This window comes from Alloactinosynnema sp. L-07 (assembly GCF_900070365.1).
GTDB lineage: Bacteria > Actinomycetota > Actinomycetes > Mycobacteriales > Pseudonocardiaceae > Actinokineospora.
Map to the genome: position 1 here is coordinate 3,306,958 of NZ_LN850107.1, position 18,810 is coordinate 3,325,767.

Annotated in this window: 16 protein-coding genes and 1 pseudogene; 3 read left to right on the top strand and 14 right to left on the bottom strand. The window is 70.2% G+C overall.

Features of this window, described 5'->3' with window-relative positions; translation table 11 throughout:
- Positions 1 to 99: 99 nt before the first annotated feature.
- From BN1701_RS14615 to BN1701_RS14635, 5 genes are all read right to left on the bottom strand, one after another.
- On the bottom strand, positions 100 to 1,077 hold the full coding sequence (locus BN1701_RS14615; protein ID WP_054049219.1) for an NUDIX hydrolase: 978 nt from the start codon (positions 1,075 to 1,077) through the stop codon (positions 100 to 102).
- Positions 1,074 to 2,198 carry a glycosyltransferase family 4 protein gene (locus tag BN1701_RS14620; RefSeq protein WP_054049221.1) on the bottom strand — a complete coding sequence of 375 codons (1,125 nt, stop codon included), beginning with the start codon at positions 2,196 to 2,198 and terminating at the stop codon, positions 1,074 to 1,076. The genes BN1701_RS14615 and BN1701_RS14620 overlap by 4 nt, the downstream gene beginning before the upstream one ends.
- Complete coding sequence (locus BN1701_RS14625) at positions 2,195 to 3,127, bottom strand: phosphatidylinositol mannoside acyltransferase (protein ID WP_054049223.1); 933 nt, start codon at positions 3,125 to 3,127, stop codon at positions 2,195 to 2,197. The genes BN1701_RS14620 and BN1701_RS14625 overlap by 4 nt, the downstream gene beginning before the upstream one ends.
- Positions 3,124 to 3,735 carry a phosphatidylinositol phosphate synthase gene (pgsA, locus tag BN1701_RS14630; protein ID WP_054049225.1) on the bottom strand — a complete coding sequence of 204 codons (612 nt, stop codon included), beginning with the start codon at positions 3,733 to 3,735 and terminating at the stop codon, positions 3,124 to 3,126. The genes BN1701_RS14625 and pgsA overlap by 4 nt, the downstream gene beginning before the upstream one ends.
- A gap of 246 nt (positions 3,736 to 3,981) precedes the next feature.
- Positions 3,982 to 4,461 carry a MarR family winged helix-turn-helix transcriptional regulator gene (locus BN1701_RS14635; RefSeq protein WP_054049227.1) on the bottom strand — a complete coding sequence of 160 codons (480 nt, stop codon included), beginning with the start codon at positions 4,459 to 4,461 and terminating at the stop codon, positions 3,982 to 3,984.
- Positions 4,462 to 4,560: 99 nt separating this feature from the next.
- Between BN1701_RS14635 and BN1701_RS14640 the strand changes: the two genes are divergently transcribed.
- Positions 4,561 to 5,124 (top strand): YceI family protein, encoded by a 564-nt coding sequence (locus BN1701_RS14640; RefSeq protein ID WP_054049229.1) that lies wholly within the window; start codon positions 4,561 to 4,563, stop codon positions 5,122 to 5,124.
- Here the strand turns inward: BN1701_RS14640 and BN1701_RS14645 are convergent.
- Positions 5,121 to 5,675, bottom strand: coding sequence for an HIT domain-containing protein (locus BN1701_RS14645; protein WP_054049231.1), 555 nt, complete (start codon positions 5,673 to 5,675; stop codon positions 5,121 to 5,123). The genes BN1701_RS14640 and BN1701_RS14645 overlap by 4 nt on opposite strands.
- Positions 5,676 to 5,760: 85 nt before the next feature.
- On the opposite strand from BN1701_RS14645, the gene BN1701_RS14650 reads away from it, so the two are divergent.
- Entirely contained in the window at positions 5,761 to 6,204 is a 444-nt protein-coding gene (locus BN1701_RS14650) for a cupin domain-containing protein (RefSeq protein WP_082859856.1), read from the top strand.
- Positions 6,205 to 6,470: 266 nt separating this feature from the next.
- Here the strand turns inward: BN1701_RS14650 and thrS are convergent, their stop codons facing one another.
- The 3 genes and pseudogenes from thrS to BN1701_RS14660 form a co-directional block, all read right to left on the bottom strand.
- Positions 6,471 to 8,486 (bottom strand): threonine--tRNA ligase, encoded by a 2,016-nt coding sequence (gene thrS / locus BN1701_RS14655; protein WP_054055863.1) that lies wholly within the window; start codon positions 8,484 to 8,486, stop codon positions 6,471 to 6,473.
- A gap of 148 nt (positions 8,487 to 8,634) precedes the next feature.
- Positions 8,635 to 8,707 (bottom strand): annotated as a pseudogene (locus tag BN1701_RS38205) (DUF3090 domain-containing protein); the annotation flags it as partial.
- A gap of 12 nt (positions 8,708 to 8,719) precedes the next feature.
- Positions 8,720 to 9,355 carry a DUF305 domain-containing protein gene (locus BN1701_RS14660; RefSeq protein ID WP_054049235.1) on the bottom strand — a complete coding sequence of 212 codons (636 nt, stop codon included), beginning with the start codon at positions 9,353 to 9,355 and terminating at the stop codon, positions 8,720 to 8,722.
- Between the two features lie 169 nt (positions 9,356 to 9,524).
- Here BN1701_RS14660 and BN1701_RS14665 point away from each other — a divergent pair, with 169 nt between their 5' ends.
- On the top strand, positions 9,525 to 10,955 hold the full coding sequence (locus BN1701_RS14665; RefSeq protein WP_054049236.1) for an LVIVD repeat-containing protein: 1,431 nt from the start codon (positions 9,525 to 9,527) through the stop codon (positions 10,953 to 10,955).
- Between the two features lie 44 nt (positions 10,956 to 10,999).
- Here the strand turns inward: BN1701_RS14665 and BN1701_RS14670 are convergent, their stop codons facing one another.
- From BN1701_RS14670 to BN1701_RS14690, 5 genes are all read right to left on the bottom strand, one after another.
- Positions 11,000 to 11,728, bottom strand: a complete 729-nt coding sequence (locus tag BN1701_RS14670; RefSeq protein WP_054049238.1) for a hypothetical protein — start codon at positions 11,726 to 11,728, stop codon at positions 11,000 to 11,002.
- Positions 11,729 to 11,760: 32 nt separating this feature from the next.
- Positions 11,761 to 11,958, bottom strand: a complete 198-nt coding sequence (locus BN1701_RS14675) for an MbtH family protein (protein ID WP_054049240.1) — start codon at positions 11,956 to 11,958, stop codon at positions 11,761 to 11,763.
- A 128-nt stretch (positions 11,959 to 12,086) separates the two neighbouring features.
- Positions 12,087 to 14,990, bottom strand: a complete 2,904-nt coding sequence (locus BN1701_RS14680) for an AAA family ATPase (protein ID WP_197672092.1) — start codon at positions 14,988 to 14,990, stop codon at positions 12,087 to 12,089.
- A gap of 122 nt (positions 14,991 to 15,112) precedes the next feature.
- A complete protein-coding gene (locus tag BN1701_RS14685) occupies positions 15,113 to 15,373 on the bottom strand; it encodes a hypothetical protein (protein WP_157367985.1) in 261 nt (86 codons plus the stop codon).
- Positions 15,374 to 15,407: 34 nt separating this feature from the next.
- Complete coding sequence (locus tag BN1701_RS14690; protein WP_054049247.1) at positions 15,408 to 18,491, bottom strand: type 2 lanthipeptide synthetase LanM family protein; 3,084 nt, start codon at positions 18,489 to 18,491, stop codon at positions 15,408 to 15,410.
- Positions 18,492 to 18,810 lie beyond the last annotated feature (319 nt).

Genomic DNA, 18,810 nt, shown 5'->3' on the forward strand with positions numbered 1-18,810 from the left:
CTTGCGTTCTGTGGGAGTCGGCTCTTTCTTCCGCTTCTTCCGCTTCTTCCGCTTCTTCCGCTTCTTCCGTGCGGCCTGGTCTGGCTTGGTCTGGGTTGGTTAGCGGACTGCTTTTACGGTGCCGTCCCAGTCGCGGACTGAGGTCATCAAGTCGGCGAGTTGTACGGGATAGACGGTGTCGGTGGTCTGGCGGAGTTCGGTGGTGGTCCACCAGCGGTGTTCGGCGATCGTTTGGGATTCCAAGGTGGTGAATCCGGTGGTGTCGATTGTGACGCCGTCGGGGAGGTGACCGAGGAAGAACCATTCCTCGCCGTCGTAATTTCGGCCCTCGAAACTGAAGGCGACGCGTCGACGCCATAGGGGGCCTTTTAGCGCTTCCGGGGGGAGTTCCACGCCGGTTTCCTCGGCCAGTTCTCGGGAGGCGGCTGTTCTGAGGTCTTCGCCCGGCTCTACGCCGCCGCCCGCGGTGAACCAGTAGGTGTCCTCGGCGCGGACGGGGTCGTGGCCGTGGAACAGGAGCACGCGGTCGTCGGCGTCGAGGAGGACCACGCGGGCGGCGGGTCTTGGGCGGGGGACTTCTTCGCCCAGTTCGGGTTCGGCGATCTCCAGGTACTGCGGTTCCGGGGCCGTGCCCGCGAGTTTGAACCAGCGGACGAACCGGCGCCGTCGCTGGGACAGGGTGTCGCGGACTGCGTCGCCGTGGACGCGGCGGGCGATGACGACTCGGTGTTCGGCGTCGATCAGTTCGGCGGCCAGGGTGAGGGGGAGGGATTGGCGGTCGACGGCGGCGAGGTGGCGGGTGAGTTCGTTCTCGGCGGCCTCGCGGTCGGGGCGGGCGGCCCGCTCGGCTCGTTCCGACACCGCACGGAGGGGGTCGGATCGGTCGTGGTCGAGGACGCCGGAGACGGCCCTGGCGACGACGGCTCGGCGGGCGAGGGCTGCCTCCAGGGCGGCCCAGGCGGCGTCGGTTCTGATGTGGAGGCGGTCGAGGCGGTTGGCGGTGCCGACGAGCCAGACGCCGATGACGACGACCAGCGCCAGGACGACGACGAGGAGGGTGATCTCAAGGCCGGTCACGGCACCTCACCCACCCCGCGCGGGTCGGCTGCGACCGCCTGTTCGTAGACCCGCAGGACCTGGTTCGCCACGACCGACCAGTCGAAGGCTGCCACGCGCCGCTCCCCCTCGGCGATCAGGTTGGCGCGGCGGGCCGGGTCGGTCAGGACCGAGCGCAGGCCTGCGGCTAGGGCGTCGGAGTCGTTGACCGCGGTGAGCACCCCGGCGCGGCCGTCGTCCAAGACGCGGCGGAAGGCGTCGAGGTCGCTGGCGACGACGGCGGCTCCCGCGGACATCGCCTCGGTGAGGATGATGCCGAAGCTCTCGCCGCCGGTGTTCGGCGCGCAGTAGACGTCGACGCTGCGCAGCGCCCGTGCCTTGGTCTTGTCGTCGACCTGGCCGAGCAGGTCGAGTCGGCCCGCCAGCTCCGGACCGGCCAGCTGACGCAGCTCGTTGGCGTCGCCGCGGCCGACGACCAGCAGGCGCACGTCCGGCAGGTCCAGCCGCCGCATGGCGTCGAGCAGGACCGGCATGCCCTTGCGGGGTTCGGTGTAGCGGCCGACGAAGCCGATCGTGCCCGTCGCTCGCGGGTAGCCCGCCAGCGGCGGCACGTCGCGGAAGAAGCCGACGTCGACGCCGTTGGGGATCTCCACCGCGTCGCCGCCCAGGTGTTCCACCTGCACCCGCCGGGCCAGCGCCGACACCGCGATGCGGGCGGTCACCTTCTCCAGGAACGGCTGCAGCACGCCCTGGAGCGCGCTCAGCGTGCGCGAGCGCGGTGTCGAGGTGTGGAAGGTCGCCACGATCGGCCCGTCGGCGATCATCAGTGCCAGCATCGACAGGCTCGGCGCGGTCGGCTCGTGCAGGTGCAGCACGTCGAAGTCGTGGTCGCGGATCCAGCGGCGGACCCGCGCGTAGGACACCGGGCCGAAGGACAGCCGGGCCACCGACCCGTTGTACGGGATGCCGACCGCGCGCCCGGCGGGGTGGACGAAGTCGGGCAGCTCGGCGTCCTCGTCGGCCGGGGCGAGCACGTCGACCTCGTGGCCCTGCGCCCGCAGCGCCCTGGCCAGGTCGAGCACGTGGGCCTGCACTCCTCCGGGGACCTCGAAGGAGTAGGGGCACACAATCCCGATCCTCACGGCTGCCGGGGTTCCTCCCGCGCGGCGAGCGCTTTCTGGCGGTCGGCGGACAAGTCCTCGACCCACAGCTTCTGCAGCATGTGCCAGTCTGCCGGGTGCGCGGCTATGTCACCGGCCAGCACGTCGGCGAGCGCCTGGGTGGCGGCCTGGACGCCGTCGATGCCGGTCACCCGGATCCGCGGGTGCAGCCGCAGGCCCCAGCCGTCCTCGGTGAACCAGAGCCCGACCGGCAGCAGCGCCGCACCGGTCTTCGCCGCGAGGTAGGCCGGGCCCGCGGGCATGCGCGTCTCGGCGCCGAAGAACGTCACCGGGATCCCGGACGGGGTCAGGTCGCGGTCGGCGAGCAGGCAGACGATGCCGTTGGCGCGCAGCCGCTCGGCCAGCACCTCCGACGGGGACCGCTCGTCGCCGCTGGCCGCGAGGATCTCGAAGCCCAGGGACTCGCGGTAGTCGACGAACCGGCGGTAGAGCGACTCCGGCTTGAGCCGCTCGGCGACGGTGGCGAACTTGCCGTGCAGGCCCACCATCCACACCCCGGCCGCGTCCCAGTTGCCCGAGTGGGGCAGCGCGAGGATCACGCCGTTGCCCTCGGCGAGCGCGGCGTCGAGGTTCTCATGGCCGGTGGCCTCGGCGTTGATGGAGCGGTGGACGGCGTCGTGGTCCATCGATGGCAGGCGGAAGGCCTCCATCCAGTACCGCGCGTAGGACCGCAGGGCTTGGCGGACGAGTTCGTCCAGTTCGTCCTCGCCCGCCTGCGGGACGACGCGGGCGAGGTTGGCCCGCAGCTGCTTGGCGCCCGGGCCCTGGCGGCGCGCGGCGAGGTCGGCCCCGAAGCCGAACACGGCCTTGGCCACGCTCTCGGGCAGCACCCTGACCAGCCGCCACCCGGCCGCGTAGCCCAGGCCGGCGAGGCGTTCGCCGAAGTTCATGCGCTCTCCTCCTTGGCCGCTCGCCGCACCGCGAGCAGCCGCTGCGTGACGGTCACGACCGAGCCCGCGGCCAGCACCCACAGCGCGACGTGCAGCGCGTAGGGGACGCCAAGGCCGCTGAGTCCGGTCCCGACCAGGGTGATGATCAGCCGCTCGGCGCGTTCGACCACGCCGCCGTCGGCGCTGAGGCCCGCCGCCTCGGCGCGGGCCTTCACATAGGAGATCACCTGGCCCGCGACCAGGCAGATCAGCGCGGCCGCGGCGAGCGTCCGGTTGTCGGCCACGGCGAAGCAGTACCAGACGATGGCGCTGGACAGCGCGCCGTCGGCGATCCGGTCGCAACTGGCGTCGAGCACCGCGCCGTAGCGGGTGCCGCCGCCCTGCGCGCGCGCCATGGCGCCGTCGATCAGGTCGAACAGCGCGAAGGCGGTGACCGCGACGGTGCCCACGAACAGGTGCCCGGTCGGGAACAGCCAGAGCGAAGCCACCACGGCGCCGACGGTGCCGACGACCGTCACCACGTTCGGGGTGAAGCCGATCCGCACCAGCGACGCACCGATCGGATCGGTGACGCGGTTGACCGAGGCACGAGCGAAGATATTCAGCATGGGGGCGTCGAGTGCACCTATCCGGTGAGACCAACTGGCCCGGGCAGCCTAGGGCATGTCCTGCGGATCATGGCGGGCGCTATCCGCGCCCGCTTGACCCCTGACCGCACCGCGGGAACGGCCACGGACAACCAGTACGCGACCGCCCCCGCGGCACGCCCAGGAACCAAGCGGATCACGAATCCCACCCACCAAGATCCACAGGACACGCCCTAACCGCCTCGATCCCTCGGCCGATCAGCAGGTTTACCCGCGGCCCAGCAGCAACCTGTCCGGGTCGAGGCCGTCGAGCACGGCGACACTGATCTCGCCGAGCACCCGCACCTGTTCGGGGGTCAGCCGGTCGAACAGCTTCTCGCGGACCTCGGTGACATGGCCGGGCGCGGCGGCGGCGAGTGCGGCGAAGCCGGTGTCGGTGAGCACGGCCAGCGAGCCGCGCTTGTCGGTCGGGCATTCGCGGCGCTCGACCCAGCCCGCCTCCTCCAGCCGCGAGACCGCGTGCGACAGCCTGCTGCGCGACGAGCCGCGTAGGCCCGCCAGCTCACTCATCCGCATCTGCCTGCCCGGGGCGTGGGACAGCACGACCAGGATCTCGTAGTAGGTGTAGGGCATCGTCGAGTCGCGCTGTAGTTGGCGATCCAGCTGGTCGTTGAGCGCGCTGAGCATGGTGACGAACGCGCGCCATATCTCCTGTTCGCCGTCGGAGAGCCATCGGGTGTCTGCCATGTCTCACATTCTAACCCATAGTTGAGCTCTCAACGGATGTGCGCTAGAGTCTCTGTTGAGCGCTCAACCACTAAGCGTTCAACTATCCAAGGAGACTCCATGAGCACCCCCACGCTGACCGAGATCCCCGGCTTCCTCGCTGGCACCTGGGACATCGACGCCTCGCACTCCGACGTCGGCTTCACCGTGCGGCACCTGGTGGTCACCAAGGTCCGTGGCCGCTTCGACGGCGTGTCCGGCCACCTGGTCACCACCGATGACCTCGCGACCTCCAGCGTCGAGGTCGTCATCGACCTGAGCACCATCAACACCCACAACGAGCAGCGCGACGGCCACCTCAAGTCGGCCGACTTCTTCGAGGTCGACACCTACCCGGCGCTGACCTACCGCGGCACCGGCGTGCGCGCGCAGGGTGACCGCTACGTCCTCGACGGCGAACTGACCCTCAAAGGCATCACCAAGACCGTGCCGCTGACCTTCGAGCTCAACGGCTTCAGCCCCGACCCGTGGGGCGGCACCCGCATCGGCTTCTCGGGCGACGCCGAGATCAACCGCAAGGACTTCAACGTGAACTTCGAGGGCGTCCAGAACGGCATCGCCGTGGTGTCCGACAAGATCAACATCCACATCGAGCTGGAGGCCGTCCTCCGCCAGGACGCTTAAGCAGTCCAGGCGTTCGCGAGTAGAGCGCGGGTCTCGCTGAGCAGCTGTGGCAGCACCTTGGTGTGGCCGACGACCGGCATGAAGTTCGAGTCGCCGCCCCACCGGGGAACGACATGCTGATGCAGGTGCGCGGCGATGCCCGCGCCCGCGACGACGCCCTGGTTCATCCCGATGTTGAAGCCGTGCGGAGCGGCCACCTTGCGCTCGACCACCATCGCCCGCTGGGTGAACTCCGCCAGTTCGACGGTCTCGGCCCGCGTCAGCTCGGTGTAGTCGGCCACGTGCCGGTAGGGCAGCAGCATGAGGTGGCCGGGGTTGTACGGGTAGAGGTTGAGCACCGCGTAGACGAGCTCCCCGCGCGCGATGATCAGCGCGTCGGCGTCGTCCAGGGCGATCAGCCCACAGAACGGACACCCGTCCTGCTCATCGTGCTCGGGCTTGTTCTCACCGCGGATATAGGCCATCCGGTGCGGCGTCCAGAGCCGTTGCAGGGCATCAGGAACCCCAACCCCGTCCTGGGCGACGAGCTCCGGTTCGTGTGCGGCGGCCATGCACCGATCCTAGGGCCTGCCGGGTGCGGCCAGTTGTCGTGGATTGGCCATGTTGCCCGCCACCAGCGGTTCGTAGGCTCCCGGTGTGAGCCTGCTGATCAAATCCCCCGCCGATGTCGACCGTCTTCAAGCCGTGGCGGGTGAGTATCGGGTGCTGCTTTCCGGCAAGGACACGGGCGGCCGTCTGGCCATCGTCGAACAGATCCTTCCTCCCGGCGCGATCGGCGCGGCGCCGCATGTTCACCATGGGCATGAGGAGGACTTTGTGGTGACTGAGGGTGAGATCACGTTCGACACGGGCGAGTCGGCGGTGCTGGTTCCGGCGGGTGGGGTGGTGTCGGTTCCGCGAGGGGAGGCACACGGGTTCCGCAACGTGTCGGACAAGCCTGCGGCGTGCATCGTAACCTTCACCCCAGCGGGCTACGAGGATTACTTCCGGCTCATCGATGAGTTGATGAGGGCCGGGACTACGCCGGACGCCGAGACGCTGACAGAGCTGCGGGCACGGTTCGCGACCGAGTCTGTGTAGGCAGGTCCACCACCAGCCCCCACGAAACGCAACGGGCCGAACCCAGCGGCCTGATTGGGTGGTTCGCCTTGATTTGGGGTGAATGGGCCTAAACTTTCGGCGCGGGTGGGCTTCACCTCGCCCACCTTTTTAGCCCGCGCAGGCCCATTCGAGGGGCCCCAAATCAAGGCGAACCACCCAATCAGGTGCCCACGGCCCAGGCCGCTTGCGTTCTGTGGGTGCTGATCCTAAGGAGGGAGCGACCTGGTCGGCCGCTCCCCCACGACTCACTCGGCGGGCGAGAAGGTCTCCGCGGTTGGGGACTCGTTCACCCTGCGGGCGATCCAGCCCTCGATGGCGGCGACTGCCTGGTCTACCGCGACGCCGTTGACCTGGGTTCCGTCGCGGAAGCGGAATGACACCGAACCCGACTCCACGTCCTTCGCCCCTGCCAGCAGCAGGAAGGGCACCTTCTGCAGTGTGTGGTTGCGGATCTTCTTCTGCATCCGGTCGTCCGAGGCGTCGACCTCAACCCGGATTCCCTTGGCCCGCAACGCCTTCGACACCTGCAGCAGGTGTTCGACGTGATCCTCGGCGACCGGGATGCCCATGACCTGGACCGGGGACAGCCACGCCGGGAAGGCGCCCGCGTAGTGCTCGGTCAGGACGCCGAAGAAGCGTTCGATCGAGCCGAACAGCGCGCGGTGGATCATGACCGGGCGCTGACGGTTGCCGTCCGAGCCGGTGTACTCCAGTTCGAAGCGCTCCGGCAGCTGGAAGTCGACCTGGATGGTCGACATCTGCCAGGTCCGGCCCAGCGCGTCCTTGGCCTGCACGGAGATCTTGGGGCCGTAGAAGGCCGCGCCGCCCGGGTCCGGAACCAGGTCCAGCCCCGAGGACTCCGCGGCCTCGCGCAGCGCGTCGGTCGCGACCGCCCAGGCCTCGTCGGTGCCGACGTACTTCTCCTCGTTGCGGGTCGACAGTTCCAAGTAGAAGTCGTCGAGGCCGTAGTCTCGCAACAGGCCAAGCACGAACGAGAGCAGGGACTTCAGCTCGTCCTGCAGCTGCTCGGGGGTGCAGAAGATGTGGGCGTCGTCCTGCGTCATGCCGCGCACGCGGGTGAGGCCGTGGACCACACCGGACTTCTCGTAGCGGTAGACCGAGCCGAACTCGAACATGCGCAGCGGCAGCTCGCGGTAGGACCGGCCGCGCGAGCGGAAGATCAGGTTGTGGAACGGGCAGTTCATCGGCTTGAGGTAGTAGTCCTGGCCGGGCTTGCGGACCTTGCCCTCTTCGTCGTGCTCGGCGTCGAGGTGCATCGCCGGGTACATGCCGTCCTTGTACCAGTCGAGGTGGCCGGAGGTCTGGAACAGCGTGCCCTTGGTGATGTGTGGCGAGTAGACGAACTCGTAGTCCTCCTGCTCGTGCCTGGAGCGCGAGTAGTCCTCCATCGCCTTGCGGATGATCCCGCCCTTGGGGTGGAACACCGCCAGGCCGGAGCCGATCTCGTCGGGGAAGCTGAACAGGTCCAGCTCCACGCCCAGCTTGCGGTGGTCGCGGCGCTCGGCCTCGGCCAGCAGCACCAGGTGGGCGTCGAGCGCCTCCTGCGACTCCCATGCCGTGCCGTAGACGCGCTGCAGCTGCGGGTTCTTGTCGTTGCCCCGCCAGTAGGCCGCGGCGACCCTGGTCAGCTTGAACGCGGGGATGTGCTTGGTCGTCGGCACGTGCGGGCCGCGGCACAGGTCGCCCCAGACCTGGTCGCCGCTGCGCGGGTCGAGGTTGTCGTAGATCGTCAGCTCGCCGCCGCCGACCTCCATCACCTCTGGGTCGTCCACATCACTTTTGATGTCGACGAGCTCGAGCTTGAACGGCTCGGTGGCCAGTTCCTGCTTGGCGGCCTCGACCGACTCGAGCACGCGCCGGGAGAACCGCTGCGAGCCCTTGATGATCGCCTTCATGCGCTTCTCCAGCGCCTGCAGGTCCTCCGGGGTGAACGGCTTGTCGACGGCGAAGTCGTAGTAGAAGCCGTCGCGCACCGGCGGGCCGATGCCGAGCTTGGCCGCCGGGAACTGCTGCTGCACGGCCTGGGCCAGCACATGGGCACAGGAGTGGCGGATCACCGCGCGGCCGTCGTCGGTGTCGGCGGCGACGGGCTCGACCGTCACGTCGGCGTCGGGGCTCCACGAGAGGTCGCGCAGCCTGCCTTCTTGGTCGCGCACGACCACGATCGCGTCCGGCCCCTTGCCGGGCAGCCCGGCCTCACGGACCGCCGCGCCCGCGGTAGTGCCCGCCGACACCACCACGCTCGTGGCGGGTGCGACGGATGCGGGCTGCTCGGACACGATGACTCCTCGGGTTCTCGCGCGATCACGGTCTTGTGACCTCGACAGGAGGATGTTATCGAGCCGCCCGGGCAGGCCGCCGCCCGGTTTCGTCTGCCTGTGGATAACCGGGGGACAGGAAACACCCGCACCGCGTCCGGGCCCTCCTCGGTGTCGTCCAAGACCACCGACTCGTCGACCTCGGTAACTCCGGGTCAGCCCGCGAGCATCGTCTGCATGCGGCGGATCTCGTCGCCCTGCTCGGCGACCACGTGGTCGGCCATCTCCTGCACCTTCACGTCCGCGCCGGACTGCTGTGCCTTGTTGGCCATCGCGATGGCGCCCTCGTGGTGCTTGATCATCAGCTGCAGGAACAGCTTGTCGAATTCGGCGCCCGAGGCCTGCTTGAGGGCGGCGAGCTGCTCCGGGGTGGCCATGCCCGGCATGTCGGCGGGCACATGGCCGTGGCCGGGGTCGACCGGCGGCTGGAAGTTGGTGCTCAGCCAGCGGTTCATCGCCTCGATCTCGGGCTGCTGGGCGTCGGAGATCCTTGAGGCCAAACCCTTGACCTGCTCGTTGCGCCCACGCTGGGGCACCAGCGCGGTCATCTCCACCGCCTGCCGGTGGTGGACGATCATGTCGCGGACATAGGTGATGTCTGCTTCGTTCGGCTTGTAGGTCGGGATGGCCGAGACCGCCTCGTCCGGCGACAGCGTCTTGTTATCTTCCCCCGGCTTCCCCGGTTGCAGCACCGGGTTGTCCGGTCGCGCGACATCGTCACCACAGCCGGAGATCCCGAGGGCGATCACCGCCGCGAGGACACTGACGACCAAATGGCGCAACGACTTCATCTGGACATCCCCTTACCGGCATCCGCATTGAGCCCGAGGGAACTTACCCCGCCGATCCGCCACACAACAAACCATTCCCAAATGACGAAGAAACGCGACAAATAAAGCTGGTTAGGAGATGACAGACGGGCCATACTGCGGTTCCCGACTCCACGAGAGGGGTACACGCGTGCCATCACCCCGACGCGACCGGCGCCGCACCGCGCCCGCGGCGATCATCGGAGCTGCGACGATCCTGGCATCGACGTTGCTGGGCCTGCCCGCTGCGTCCGCGCAGGGCGAATTCCCAGCGCCGGACGAAATCGTCACCAGTCCCAACATCAGCCATATCGCCAACATCCCCGCGACCGCGCCGCTGGCCGGTGCAGGCTCGGTGGGTACCGACCTGGCGTTCACCGGCGACTACGCCATCGCGGGCAATTACCTCGGCTTCACGATCTACAACATCAAGCACCCGAAGAAGCCGACGATCACCAGCCAGGTCCTCTGCCCCGGCTCCCAGAACGACGTCTCCGTGAGCGGGGATCTGCTGTTCGTGTCCACCGACTCGCGCCGCAGCGACAACTCCTGCAACTCGGTCGCCCAGCCCGACGGCACCAAGCCGTACTGGGAGGGCATGAAGATCTTCGACATCAGCGACAAGACCAACCCGAGGTACATCACCGCGGTCGAGACCGACTGCGGGTCGCACACGCACACGCTGGTGCCGGACAAGCGCGGCAAGGACGTCTACCTCTACGTCTCGTCCTACAGCCCGGCGGCGTCGCTGTCGAAGTGCAAGCCGCCGCACGACAAGATCTCGATCATCAAGGTTCCGCTGAACAACCCGGCCGCCGCGGCCATCGTCGCGACGCCGAACCTGTTCCCCAACGGCGGCAACCCCGGCAAGCCGGGCAACGTCGACACCGGCTACGTCGTGCCGACCAGCGGCTGCCACGACATCACCGTCTACCCGGCCAAGGACCTGGCCGCGGGCGCGTGCATGGGTGACGGCGTGCTGCTCGACATCTCCGACCGGGCCAAGCCACGGGTGATCACCACCGTCCAGGACGACGCGCACTTCGCGTTCTGGCACTCCGCGACCTTCAACAACGAGGGCACCAAGGTCGTCTTCACCGACGAGCTCGGCGGCGGCGGCGCGGCGACCTGCAACCCGAAGATCGGTGCGACCCGGGGTGCCGACGGCATCTACGACATCACCGGCCGCGGCGACAACCGGAAGCTGGAGTTCCGCAGCTTCTACAAGATCAACCGCACGCAGACCGACTCGGAGAACTGCGTCGCGCACAACGGCTCACTGCTCCCGATCCCTGGCCGCGACATCATGGTCCAGGCCTGGTACATGGGCGGTCTGCAGGTCATCGACTTCACCAACTCGGCCAACCCGGTGGAGATCGGCTTCTTCGAGCGCGGCCCCGCGGCCAACCCGAGCGAGTCCGGTGGCTTCTGGTCCGCGTACTACTACAACGGCTATATCTACGCCTCCGACATCGGCAAGGGCTTCGATGTCATCGACATCAACGACGCCCGCACCAACGTCGCGCGTGGCCACAAGTGGTCTGAGCTGAACGTCCAGACTCAGTACCACTTCAAGAAGTAAGCGCTAGGCAACGGAAGAGAGGGGTCCACGCGGGCCCCTCTCTTTCATGTCTGGATCCGGTACCGCGCAACGGAGTCCAAGAACCTCCGCGCCACCCGGTCGGCCGCCTTCACTGGATCAAGCCCCTGGACAACGGCGTCGAGTTCGCCCGCGACCTTGTCGATGAGGTCGCGGACCGCCCGTCGACCCACGAACATGATCACCGGCGCGAGCACGACCCGGTGTATCCCGTTGCCCCGCAGGTGAACGTCGACGTCGACCTGCCAGCCGCCGTCCACGGCCCGCACGAACGCCCGCAGGTCACCCACCAGCCGCGGGTGCTCGATCGACATCACGACTGGCGGGTCGCCGTCTCCTGGCAACCTGTCGAGGTCGATCCGCGCGTCCCCACTGACATGCCCGCCGATCGGCCACGGGCCATCCACCTCACCCGCGAACCGGAGCACGGCACGCCGCGCGGGCTTGGTCAACTCGAACTCGATCGGCACGTCACCACGTTGCTCGATGCGCGCGGCGAAGACGGAGTCGCCGTCCTCGACCAACTCGATGTCGAAGTGCCCGGCCCGCTCCCCCACCGTCACGAGGCTGTAGCGCGTCCCGGCGGCCGGGTGCGTTCCCGCCTCGACGGCGAGCCCTTCGCGCCGACCACCGTCCACTACCAGCACACCGTCGTCGGCGAACGCCAGCTCCCGCCACCGCCGCACCAGCAGGGGCACGATGTCCACAATGGCCGCATCGATTCCCGCCAGCACGAAGGAAACCCGCGTCCGCATTCCGGCAGCCTAAGTTGACCTCGGACGGCCCGCTAATCGACGAGACTCTTGGGGCGCAGGTCGGTCCAGTGCTCGTTGGTGTAGTCCAGGCACTCCTGCCGGGGCGCGTCGCCGAACACCTGGGTCCAGCCCGCCGGGACGGCGAGGTAGGCGGGCCACAGCGAGTGCTGGCCCTCCTCGTTGACCAGCACCAGGTAGCGGCCGTCGGCGTCTTCGAACGGGTTGGTCACGGCAGTCCTTCCGTCGCTGCGAGATCGTTGCCCGACCAGCCTTGCTCGCGCCCGCGCGCCGCCCCAGAGCCATTGCCGAGGCGAGTGGACTGGATTGGCAAGATTGGCAGGATTGGCAGGGATTGGACTCACTCGTCCGCGACGGCGAACTTGCCCAGGGCGACCCGGTTCGGCTGGCCGGTCTTGGACATCAGGCTCGACACGTGCTTCTCGACCGTGCGCAGCGACAGGTGCAGGGTCTTGGCGATCTCCTGGTTGCCCAGCCTGCCCACCAGCAGCCGCAGCACCTGGTACTCCCGCGCGGTGATCCCGGCCGCGCGCAGCGACGGCGGGATGTCGGCGACCCCGGCCCGGCGCTGGGTGACCCGGTGGCCCGCGCGGCGCATCAGGGAGCGGCAGGCGCCCGCGACGGCGGCGACGTCGGTGTCGTGGAAGTAGGACTCGGCCTCGCGCAGCCAGTCCAGTGGGGTGCCCCACCCGTCGGCGAGGGCGGCCTCGGCGACCAGGCGCAGGCCGAGGTGTCGGCCCATGGCGTAGGGCTCGCCGACCCGCAGCGCGTCTGCGACCAGCGCGGCGGCGGCGTCCGCGCGGCCGTCGCGGCCGGCCAGCACGGCCTCGGCGAACAGCGCGAACTGCCGGTCCCAGCGCAGTTGGCCGCCCGGGGCCTCGGTGACCGAGCGCAAGTCAGACGGGTCCAGTTCCATCTCCAGCGCGGCCAGCAGCAAGTTGAGCCCGTTACGCCCGGCCAGGCGGAACGGGGTGGGGTTGCGGGTCTCGGCGTCGAGCGCGAGGCACAGCTCATGGCGGGCGGCGGCCCGGTCCTCCTCCAGCAGCGCGCAGAACGCCTTGGCCAGCCCGTGCACCCTGGACAGGTGCTGGCCGGGCTCGACGTCCCACTTGCGCAGTTCGGCGAGCGCGCGGTCCATGTCCCTGCGCCGCCCTCGGTGGGCGGCCAGCACCGCCCGGTTGAGCAGCATGAACTGGGTGATCTCCATCAGCTTGAGCCGGGTCGTGGCCGCCAGCACCTGGTCGATGACCGCTTGGGCGGCGGCGAAGTCCCCGCGCAGCACCAGTTGCAGCGCGATGTTGACCTCCGCCTGGTAGCGGGCGGTCACCGCGCCGATGCGGGATGCCTTCTGCCGCGCCTGTTCCAGTCGCTCGATGCCAGCGTCCTGCAGCGCGTCGTTGAGTCCCAGCCGGACCAGCGCGTGGATCTCCCAGATCGGCAGGTCGTGGCGGACCGCGATGGACCGGCTGCGCTCCAGGAAGTGCGCGGCCTCCTTCGGGTCACGCGGCCGGACCAGGGCGCCCAGCAGCTGCCAGGCCTGGCACGCCACGACCGGCAGCGGCACCCGCTCGGCGACCTCGGCCGCGCGCCGCGCCATGGCCTCGGCCTCGGCCATCCGGCCGGGCCCCGGCAGATCCAGCCGCAGGTACGCGGCGACGACGTCGAGCGGGGCGACGTCCTGCGGCTCGGCGTCGGGCCCCAGCAGCGCCCGCGCGGTCTCCACCTGGCCCAGACCCTCCACCGTGCGGCCGTCGAGGTTGGCCACCCAGGCCAGCCGCGCGTGCAGCCGGGCCCGGCGCCGGTGGTCGACCTGGCCGCCGAACTGGTCGAGCACCTCGGCGGTGGCCAGGGCCCGGTCGATGAGTCCGGCCTCGGCCAGCGCGTCGAGCCGGGCCTCCAGCACGTCGGCGCGGGCCGCGGCGTTGGTGAGCAGGTCGGCGGCCTTGTCGAGCAGGACGACCGCGGTGTGCGCCGCGCCGAGCGCCAGGGCCCGTCTGCCCGCCTCGGCGAAAAGCAGGCCCGCCCGCGGCTGCTGGCCCGCGTCGAGCCGCAGGGCCGCGCTCACCTGGCACCACTCGCCGGGCAGGCCGGGGTAGATCTCCTCGACGGCGTCAGCGACCTGCCCGGCCAGTTGCGCCCGCTGCGCCGGGGTGAAGGCGGCCAGCAGCGCCTCGGTGATCAGCGAGTGCCGGAAGGCGTACCAGTCTGGGGTCTGCTCGTCCTGGCCGACCATCCGCGCCACGGCGTCGCAGTGCAGGTGGCTGAGCAGGTCGCGGTAGTCCAGTCCGACGACGCGCCGCACGACCGCGAGCGGGAACCGGCGGCCCAGCGTCGCGGCGACCGACAGGACCTGCCGTTCCTGGGTGTCGAGCAGATCCATGCGCCGGGTCACGCTCCGCACGAAGGTGACCGGCAGGTTCGTCTCCAGGCGCGCGGTCAGCGCGCAGTTGTCGCCGTCCACCACGAGCACGCCGCTGTCGAGCATCCCGTCGAGCAGTTCCTCCACCCGGAACGGGTTGCCGTCGCTGCCCGCCCAGATCAGGTCGATCACCGGCTCGGGAACCCGGTCGGCGCGCACGCCGACGTAGGAGCCCACCATCGTGGGCAGGTCGGCGCGGGCGAGGTGGCCGAGGTCGAGCACCGTGCAGTCGCGTCGCTGGCCCGCCGACCGGGCCAGCCGCAGCGCCGGGGACGGCTCCTCGTCGCAGATGCCGCACACGAGCAGGGTCGGCTGGTCGGCCAGGTTGTCGATCAGGTACTCGACCACGGCCAGAGTCTCGGGGTCGGCGTTGTGCAGGTCGTCGAGGGTGACCACGCAGCCGTGGTCGCGGCCCGCGAGCGCGGTGAGTCGGAGCACGGCCTCGGCCAGGATGACCAGCGACGCGCCCTCCTGCTCGCCGGGCGGCTCGCCCCAGTCGGGGATCAGCTTGGCGAGGATCGGGCGGTACGGGCCCAGCGCGCTCACATCGATCGGCTCGCCCAGCCGGACCAGCGACAACATGGCCTCGGTCAGCGACCGGAACGGCACCATCGGGCCCAGCGCGCTGGCCCGGCCGCGCAGCAGCCGCATGTCTGCGGCGAAACCGCGTTCGGCGGCGGCGGCCGCCAAACGCGATTTACCAATGCCGCTTTCACCGACCAGAAATAGCGCCCCACCGCGACCGGCGCGAACCGAACTCAGCGCGGTGTCGAGGGCCGTCAGTTCGTCATCGCGCCCCACGATGACCGACGAGCGATTTCCCACATGCCGAACAGTACCGATTCGGTGAGCCCCTGGTCCCCATTGCGGCATTCGGCCCTCCAAATTGGGCCGACAAGGACCGGGCCAATCGGGCGACCGGCCCAGTCCCAATCGCCTTATCGCGGTCAGACGTCCTCGATGCAGCAGGTCGAGCCCATGGGCCAACTGTAGGAGGCCACCGCGTCCGGGCCCGCGAAGATACCGTTGAGCGCGTCGACCCCGCCGGTGCCGACGGCTACGGCGATACCGGCCAGCGCGGCCGCTCTCATCCCGAAGGCGACCGCGGGTGCCTGCCATCTTCTGCCCAGGGTGCCGATTCTTGAAAATTCGACCACTTCGAGTTTTTGCGGGGTCGCCGCGATCTCGGACATGCGTTCTCCACTCATCGGTTTCTTCCTTTCACACTCGCGCCGTAGCGCGTCAATTGGCATCATGCTGGATCGATTCGAGCAACAGCGCCGATGGGACCCGATTAGCGAAACCGAGCCGAAGCAATCCATAGCCGATTCCGGCCAGGCCATTCAGCAGCCCCGGCGTGGGCACCTGACCTGGGGTGCCGCACCGCGCGCCGTGGCGGGTGATCGCGTCCAGCACGAGCCCGGCCGACCGGCGGCGGGTGTCGGCGACACCCGGAACGCGCGCGGTCAGAGCGGTCACGGTGTCGATGACGCCGAGTTCGCCGCAGCACAGACTCAGGTCGCTCAGGACCGGCCGCCAGGCCAGGTCCCGGACCTGGTCGGCCATCCGGGGACCACCGCCGTCGGCCGCACAGCTTCGTCCCAGCAGCAGACCCGCCGTACCCGCGCACCACCCCGGCGGCTGTCCCGGGTCCTCGGCCACCAGGGCCGCCGCCCGCCGCGCGGCCTCGGCGTAGCCGGGCTCGGCGACCGACTCGGCGTAGCGGGACAGTGCCCACGCCACCCCGGCCACCCCGTCGGCGAACCCGCTGGGCGGATCGTCACCGGGATCGGCGACCAGCTGGACGAGCCCGTCCGCGCAGGACCGGGCCAGCGTCCCGGCGGCGGGAAGGTCCAACTCCGCGTGCACCGCGCCCATGGCCGCCAGGCAGCCCGCGCCGCCGGTGGCCCAGCCGGGAGCGCCGTCCGCGGCGGCGGCCGCGAGATCGACCGAGGTCGCGGCCAGCCGCCGGAGGTCGCCGTCGTCGAGAAGGCGGGCGATGCGGGCCAAGGCGTAGGCGATGCCGCCGAATCCGTGCAGCCCACCGGACCCCACGGCAGGCGCCGACTCTGGCGCGTCGGCGAACCGCTCGATCAGGGCCGCGGTGCCGCGCAGCGTCCGACCGGCCACGTCGGTGTAGCGGTCGATGCCGCTCAACTCGGCCAGCTGAGCCAGGAACAGGGCGACCCCGAGGGTCCCGTTGGCCAGGCCCACCCCCATCGGCAGCACCAGCCACTGCCGCTCGTCGACGAGTTCCAGCCCGATCCAGCTCACCGCGCCGCCGTCGGCGATCCCCCTGGCGACGATCTGGTCGCCGACCGCGCAGGCCGCGACCAGTAGCCGCTCGGCGGGCGCGGACGTGCCCGCGATCGACCCGGGCATCGGTCTTGGCGCGCGGTGCGGACGCGCTGGGCGGCGGGTGGCCAGGGTCGCCGCGATGATCCACTCCTGGTCGCGGCGGTCGATCTCGCCCAGCGCGGCGAGTTTGCCCATGGCGACCGCGAGCCCAGCGCGGTCCAGCAGCCGCGGCCCCCGGGCGCCGGTCGAGGTCCAGAGGTCGGTGCCACCGGGGCGGCCCGCGAACAGCGGCACGTCGCCCGCCCACAGGTCGGCCGTCTCGGCCGGACACAGCCGCCACCGGACCGGGTCGGCCGCCGCCGAGGTCCACAGCACCTCGAACATCCGGTCCCGGTCGAGCCCGTCGGCCAGCACCTCGGGATCGGTGGCCTCGGCCAGCAGCGCCGCGTACCCCCGAGTCGGCCGGGCCACGACCCGAACCTCGGTGTCCACGCAGGCGCGCAGCAGCACGGCGAAGTCGTCGCGGTGCCGGACCAGCGCGTCGTAGCCGAGCCGGAAACCGTTGAGCAGCGCGGATTCGTGGTCGCCGGGCTCGATCTCGCGGCCGTCCAGCCTGGGCCGATTCCCCGCGGGCCGGAACGGCCGCGGCCAGAGGACCGGCCGCATCAGGTCGGTCGCGGGGTCGGCCCAGTCCAGCACGCTGTCGGGCTCCAGCGGCCCCGCGTCGCCGCCGAGGCCGGAGCAGTCCACCGCGCCGTGGTCGCCGACGACCATCACCGGCAGCAGGGAGGTCCGGTAGACCGAGTCGGCGAGCGCGTCGGCGGCGGGGTCGTCGCCTGCCGCGCGGGGGGCCGCGAGCCGGGGGTGGAACAGCGTCTCCAAGTCGACGAGCACCGGTGTGTCGCCCGCGGCGATCAGGTTCTGGTAGTGCAGGTCGCCCGCGTGGACCACGTGCACGATGGCGAGCAGTGCGCCTAGCTTGCGGTAGAAGCGATCCGCCCCGGCGGCGTCGGGCAACGGGGCCCGGTCGATGAACTCCAGCCAGCCGTACCCTGACCGGGCGATCGCCGCGACCGCGCGCAGGCCGAGTCCGGGAGCCAGCCGGTTCATCCAGTCGATCATCGCGCCGAACCGCAGGTGGGCCTCGATGTCCCTGGGCCGGTAGACCACTCGGCGCCCGTCGTCGAACCGCAGCACCGCGACCGCGCGCCCGCCTCGATGCGGATCTCCTTGGCCGAGGTCGACGCCGACGACAAGGCCGGGGTCCACGCCGCCGAGCAGGTCCCGCACGATGTCCGCACGGTCGCGGACGAACCGGTCGAGCAGCTCCGCGCAGGCCGTCACGGCCGCGTCGCACGCCTGGGCGATCAGCCGGGCCAGCACCGGGTACCGGCCCAACGCGGCTGCCAGCTCCACGGGCCGGGCCAGTTGGCGGACGAAGTCGGCGAACCGGTCCGAAGACGTGACCCCGGTCAGAACCCCGGCCGCGCGGCGGGCGCCCAGTTCCCGGACCAGGATCCTGGTCGCGATGCCGACCAGCCTGCGACTCAAGTGGGCGCGGGCGTCCAGGACGACGGCGAGTCGATCGATGCCGACCATCCCGACCAGCGCGGTGGTGAGCCGGTCGCCCGCGTCGGCGACGAACGGGCGCAGCACGACGGCGAAGGCGTCCCGCCACGCCTCGGGCACGTCGACCGGCTCGTCCACCGCCGCGATCAGGGCGCGTTCAACGGTGTCGGCCCACGCGGGCCGCGGCACCCGGGCGGCGAGCGCCGACGGCGGCTCGGCGAGCAACCAGGCCAATCGCTGTTCATCAAGTCCTTGTTCGGCCAACCGGGCGGCGAACCGCGCCGCGCCGTCCGGCCCATGGACCGCTCGCCAGGCGTCGAGTCGGGGGTCCGACGGGCCGTCGCCGGGTGTGACCGGCGTCCGGATCCGTTCGTGCAGGGCCAAACCGGGCGCCCACCAACCCGGTGGCAGGTAGGCATCGAGCCATCGGCGGCCACCGCCTGCCGCGAGCGTCGCCATCGAACTCACAAAGCCACACGCTGTCACGGCATCCGACCGGTGTCATGGGTGAAAATCACCCCCTTTTGCCGCTCTCCACGCAGGTCCGGCGGCGACAACAGGGACAGCGCCTTGCGTTCGTTCAACTACCGTAAGTGAACACGATCAAGTGGCGCAAGCCCTTCGCCCGGCCTGACCGCCCCCTAGGGTTGCTTCCGGTCACGGCCGAAAGGCTTACCCGGCAAGAAAATTGGGTGCGTGACTCCCATGTGCGCGGCATGGGAGTGCTGCGACTCTTCCGCCGTCATTCGGGCGCAATTGGACCGGGAACTACGGGCGC